At 46.3% G+C, this 6,242-nt stretch carries 4 protein-coding genes; all 4 read right to left on the bottom strand.

Features of this window, described 5'->3' with window-relative positions; genetic code table 11:
• Positions 1-18: 18 nt before the first annotated feature.
• Entirely contained in the window at positions 19-3,288 is a 3,270-nt protein-coding gene (locus ACESLU_RS02000) for a TonB-dependent receptor (RefSeq protein WP_372634391.1), read from the bottom strand.
• Positions 3,289-3,482: 194 nt separating this feature from the next.
• Complete coding sequence (locus ACESLU_RS02005) at positions 3,483-4,559, bottom strand: FecR family protein (RefSeq protein WP_372634393.1); 1,077 nt, start codon at positions 4,557-4,559, stop codon at positions 3,483-3,485.
• Positions 4,560-4,836: 277 nt separating this feature from the next.
• Entirely contained in the window at positions 4,837-5,379 is a 543-nt protein-coding gene (locus ACESLU_RS02010) for an RNA polymerase sigma-70 factor (RefSeq protein WP_372634396.1), read from the bottom strand.
• 185 nt (positions 5,380-5,564) lie between these two features.
• A partial coding sequence (locus ACESLU_RS02015; RefSeq protein ID WP_372634399.1) for an amidohydrolase family protein occupies positions 5,565-6,242 on the bottom strand: 678 nt, incomplete at its 5' end.

Below are 6,242 nucleotides of genomic sequence, written 5' to 3' on the forward strand. Positions count from 1 at the left end.
TATGTTAAAATTGGTTGTTTAAAATCTGAAGTTTACTCCAAGGGTGACTGTTCGGGGCTTGGGATACTGGTAAAAGAAAATGTTCTGTGTATTAGGGTTCCCCTGCCATGACGTCCCCTCGGGGTCGTGCCCCTTGAAATCGGGATGATGAATCACGAATGCATTTTCCAGGCTTGCCGTGATCCTCATTTGCTGCACTCCAAGCCGGGAAACCATATTCTGGTTGAGCGTATAACCTACCGAGAAAAGATTCCCCCTTATATAAGAACCGTCGACGATCCAGTGACTGTCGGCCTGGGTATTTTGTCCGGATAGGGGCTGATGCCTGATTCGCTGAATGGGCGTGTCCTGATGGTCTACGGTCCATGCATCATGCAGCTGGGTGCTGATTCCATTCGTAAGCGCCTGCCTGTCTTCGGCGGTATGTAAAAACTGCTGCATGATTTCACTTCCATAGACAAACTGCAGATCAGCCGTAACATCAAAGTTTCCGAAACTAAACTGGTTGGAAAAACTCCCGGTCCAGTCGGGCATGCCATGGCCGATAATTTGCCGATCTTCGGATCGTTTGGCCTCTCCCGGTATTCGACCTTCGGCAGCAGCCTCCTGCGCTTCGTCCGTATTCCAGGTGCCATATCTTTCGAACCCATAGAAGGTGCCTATCGGCTCTCCCACTCTGAGTATCGTCTGGCTTCCGGATACCCAGTTGGGACCCGGGAAAATATCTTCATCCTCGGCGCCCAGACTTTCTACCCTGTTTATATTATAGTTAAAATTGAGAGTAGTGGACCAGAAAAAATCTGATGACTGAATATTATTAGTCGTCATCATAAAATCCACCCCGCGGTTCGAGACAGATCCCACATTGTCCATAACCACATCAAAGCCGGTGGTAGCAGGAATCGGACGGTCAAGCAACAGATCATCCGTCAATTTATAGTAGTAATCGGCTTCTAACGAAACTATCTGGTTGAACATGTCAAGCTCCACTCCGACATTGTACTGGGTAGTTTTTTCCCACTCCAGGTCCGGGTTCGATAATCTCTGTAAACTACTGGAAGTTCGACGCGCCCCCCCGATTAAGGCCGTCCCCGAACTTATGGTCGATAAGGACTGGTAAACCCCGATTTCTGTATTACCGGTTTTGCCCAAGGAACCTCTAAATTTCAAATAATCGATAAATTCTATATTGGACATAAAATCTTCATTTGAAGCCGTCCAACCCAGTCCCAATGATGGAAAAAACCCGTACTTATTGTTTTCGCCAAACCGGGAGGATCCGTCCAATCTACTCGTAAAAGTTGCGCTATACGTTTCATTATAGGTATAACTTCCACGGGCAAAATAGGAATTCATCGTCCAGTCCCATGCATTAGAGGCTGGAATGCTATTAATATCGGTGGCCGCATCAATGTTATTGGTCCGATACAAGTCGTTGGGAAACTCCCGCACACTTGAAGAATTGGCTCTGTAATCCGTTCCCTGCCAGCTGGCTCCCAGTACCGCGTTAAGACTGTGACTGCCGCTATCAATGATATAGGTAAGATAATTTTCATTCTGCCAGTAGGTAGTTTCACTGTTCTGTATAGTGGCGTTCCCTACGGATGTGGATGGCGATTCCAGGTCAGTCGGCTGGTAGTTGCGGAGTTCGAAATTGGTATTATCTATACCAAATTGCGTGCGGAATTCCAGATTTTCTGTAATCTGAAATTCAGCGTAGGTATTACCGAACAGTTGAATCCGATCTCGCAACCGGTCCTCTTCCAGGGCCCGATGGACCGGATTGGGCTGTCCTTCAAGGGTGAGGCTCTGCACGTCGTTAAAGTGCGTAAAGGAACCATCCTCCCATCTGACCGGCAGTATGGGAGCAAACTCAATCATAGTACGTCGAATCTCCTGACCACCGCCCCCTTCCTCAATATTGTTTTCCCACGTTTTATTGACCGTCAGGTTCGTCCCTATGGATAACCATTCGGTGGGATCGGCATCATAAACAATTTTAGCGCTGGCGCGCTTCATCCATGAATTAAGAATGATCCCTTCGTTATTGGTATAATTTAAAAATCCACCGAAGGATGATTTCTCACCTCCCGATTGTATTCCTATCTGGTGGTCGTGTGAAAGGGCCATTCGCGTGACAGCATCCTGCCAGTCGGTATCGTAAATAGGATTGCCCTGATCATCAAACAGCGTTCCCATATCGGGAGAAAGATCTAAAGTCGGCTCTTCCCCCGGTGCATAATCATCAAACAGGGGTGCATTTTCATAACCGGTCCGCTGAACTTCCATAAACTCTTCGGCATTCATGGCATCCATGCGGCCCCGCATCTCACCAAAACTAAAAGAGCCGTCGTAACTTACCGTAACATCTTCCCCGGCAGAATCACCCCGTTTCGTAGTAATTAGAATAACCCCATTGGCTCCTCTCGAACCGTAAATGGCTGTAGCCGAAGCATCCTTCAACACTTCAATACTTTCTATGTCGTTGGGATTCATAAATTCGATACCATCTTGCATAGCGACTCCATCAACAACATATAACGGGTCCGTATCTGCATTTATAGACCCCGATCCCCTGATTACTACCCTGTTACTTCCGGTAGGAGCACCGGAATTAGTGAAAATGTTAACCCCCGCTACTTTACCTCTTAAACTCTGCAGGGCATTGAAGGAGGGCTGTTTTTCCAACGCCTCACTTGAAACCATTCCAATGGAACCCGTGACATCGGATTTCCTCTGAACTCCATAACCGGTGACAACCAATTCCTCCCCAGATACAGCTTGAGACTGTAGAGCTACATCGAATTCAGTCCGCCCGTTGATCGGTACTTCCAGAGTTTGGTACCCGATAAATGAGAAAACAAGAGTGTCCTGTAAAGAGGGAACATCAAATTCAAACTGTCCCTCATTATTAGTAGAAGTTCCTGTCGCAGTTCCCTTGATTAAAATATTCACGCCCGGCAGGGTTTCTCCCGTCTGGGCATCCGTGACGATTCCAGATATAACTTCCTGGGCGACCTCTTCTGTAGAATCCTCTTGCTTTGTTAAAACCAGATGATTATTCGGCGATAAGGCGAAGCGCAAGCCCGTCCCTTCCAAAATTTTCCACAGTGCTTTATTTATCGTCACATTTTGCAAATCAACGGTTATGCGCTTTGCTAAAGGAACCTGCTGGTCACTGTATGAAAGCTGAAACCCCGCTCTCTTGACAATATCCTCAAGAGCAGCCTTGATTGATACATCTTCAAATTCCAGCGAAATCATTTTATTGAGAGACGTAGGAGTCACACGACTGTAGTTTAAATCAATACCGGGTAAAACTGAAGCCTTGGTAAAAAGACTTCCGTCATTACCGGTTGTTGTATCTTGTGCTTCCGACGAATGTATTGTGAACAGAAATACTGTAACAAAACATATTATTCCCATCCCGCTCCTGTAAATCCTGAGTTGGTTTCGTTTTATCATAAAACCCCCATTAATTATTAGTTTACCTGTTTATGATTTGTTAAATGAAAATTGATATGCCGGCCGTCTCTTTGAAATTCTGCATCGAGAGAAAGCGCGAGGATATTCAACACCTCCAGCATGGGTTCGTCACTAAATGAGGCGGTCACCTGCTGGGAAAAAAGAGAGGAATCCGCTTCAATGTCAATATTATACCATCGCTCCAATTGAGGTATGACGCTTTCAAAAGAAGTGGATTCGAAGACCATCCGGCCATCCTTCCATGCCAGGTAAGCTGAAACTCCATTTATCCTGGTTATTTGCGATTTTCCGTCGGAATCCAGAAACCCCACCTGGTTTTCGGTCAAATAAAGATCCCCGGCAGCAGGTTTGTCAGACGAGTTTACGGCCACTTTTCCCTCTTCCACAACAACCTGTACCCGCTCATCCTGAGGATAGGCCTTAACTCCGAATCTCGTCCCTAAAACTCTGGTAGAAGAATGGCCGGAATAGACGACAAATGGACTATTCTCATCTCGCGCCACATCGAAATAGGCTTCACCCTGCAGCTGAATGCTGCGTATGCTGTCTCCAAAAGCCGATGAGACTTGAACGCGACTGTCGGCATTCAAATAGACGTGCGTTCCATCGGATAATCGAAATGAGGTACGCTGTCCCAATTCAGTTGAAATTTCCTGGATCTGAGTTTCTTTTTGAGCAAGTTCTTTATCGGCCGACCCGAAGTCCGGCAGGAAAAGATACAACAGCACTCCGGCCAGAAAGATTGTGGCAGCGGCAATGGAACCGGCGACCGGGCGGCTGTAGCCTTTCCGCCGGGGCGTTTCAGGTTGAATGGAATGAAAGCTTGTGAACGTTTTTTGAGATGCGTACTCCTCTTTCTCTTCCTCTTCCTCTGAAATCTTCTCCTTGAAGGAGTTCCAGGCATCTTTGGCGTCAATCTTAATATTATCGTCGGGTTCAACGCTCCATATTTTGACAAGGGAATCATAAAACTCCCGATTTCGTTGATCGGAATGTAACCAAAGTTCCACCTTTTCTTTTTCTGCGGGAGTACATTCTCCCGTCAAATATTTATGCAGTAATGTCCAACTCATTTATTACCGGGGACTTCTAATCTCAGTTTATGATGTTCCTGCTGTTGTAAATACAACTGAAAAAAGAGGTACCCTGTAATTTTTTTTATTTTTCTCAAAAAAAAAGGGAAAATATTCGATCTCCTCCTGATAAATGTATGAAAATTGTCCGAAAGTATCGCAATAAGAAAACCTTTTGAAAAACTCATCGAATGAATAGCATCGCCATCTGATGAGGACCTCAGCTTGTCCGACTGCAGTCCGCCTTCCCGGGACGGACAGTTTTTCAAAGCCACTTCTACAGGTATTGCGAAAGGGAATTGCGTAAGATTTTAAGAGCTCTGCTCATCTGGGATTCCACGGTTTTAACCGATATATCCATGACATCTGCTATCTCACGGTAGGTCAGTCCATCTTTCCGGCTTAACTTATATATTTGACGTGCCCGGTCCGGAAGATGTTCAATTGCTTTTTTTGCAGCTTTCTCAAACTGTGATTTTTCTCCATAATGATGCTTCTGGGTAACCGGAGCGGGCGATAACCATTCAATTTCCCTATTATATTCTTCCGCAAGCTGCTCATGTTCAATATAATTCAGGGCTTTATTTCTAACGGACTGATACAAATAGGATTTAATGTCTTTTTGCGGATCGAGCGTTTTTCTCGACTTCCATACCGCCATAAACACTTCCTGAACCAACTCTTCAGAAATATGCCGGGAATGCGTAAACTGCCAGGAAAACTGGCACAGAGGTTCATAAAACCGGAGAAAAAGTTTTTCAAATGCTTTTCGATCCCCTCCCTTAATATTAATGATCCATACCTTTACTCCATTTTTCATATTCCCCCAGATGACTTCCGGCAGAGCGTTTAGATCTTCTTATGATAAACTTTAAAGTTATAAAAATCTATCAGGATTCAGAATACCTTAGGCTGGGTATGGCATCCCCTCCCATTGTCTTGATAATTGGTAAAAAGCGTGGCTCCTGGTGCTGACTCCCCTGGCATAAGGCACCTTGGAGATTTTTAAATGTCTACAGGAATTCCCTTACGGCGGTGAATAGAGGCGGATATTCGGCGTAGATTACCTCCAAAAATCATTTTACGCTGCGATCTGCTCATATCGCTGTCATAGACATTAGACAGCTCATTCGCGAAGCTCCTGGTGGGTGCGTGGCAGCCCCATACAAGCCTGTCAGCACCGAGTTCTTTGACCGCAAAATCGACGGCGCCCGATGCTGGATCCATACCACTGAACTCCATGAGTACATTTTTATGCGGCCGAATGGCCCGCACCCCGAGTTCCCAGTCGGTTCCCTGGTGGCCACAGATAAGAGGCACATCGGGAAACCGGGACGCGAGCTCAGCTATATGCCCAGGATGAGCCTCTCCCACTCTAGTCCCTCCATAATAGGTTCTGGGCTCCCCACCGACCATAAAGCCAGAATGGATGTAGATAACGGCTTCGAGCTCGGCAAGCCGCCGGATGATGGGATCGTAGTTGGGATGTGCAACAGTAACATCTTCTTCGAGCGGTCTCCCTGTCTTGATTCCTACGCAGGGGCCGTTGGCAATGAGCCGGTCGATCAGTTCCAGAGTTTCATCGACCCGAATCGGATCTATGCGGATCATCCCAGATATATACTCTTTTTCCTTCTTGAGCAAAGCAATGTTTTCTCGCGCGTTTTTTTCAGCTTCCGCAGC

The sequence above is a fragment of the Fodinibius sp. genome, assembly GCF_041642155.1.
GTDB lineage: Bacteria > Bacteroidota > Rhodothermia > Balneolales > Balneolaceae > Fodinibius.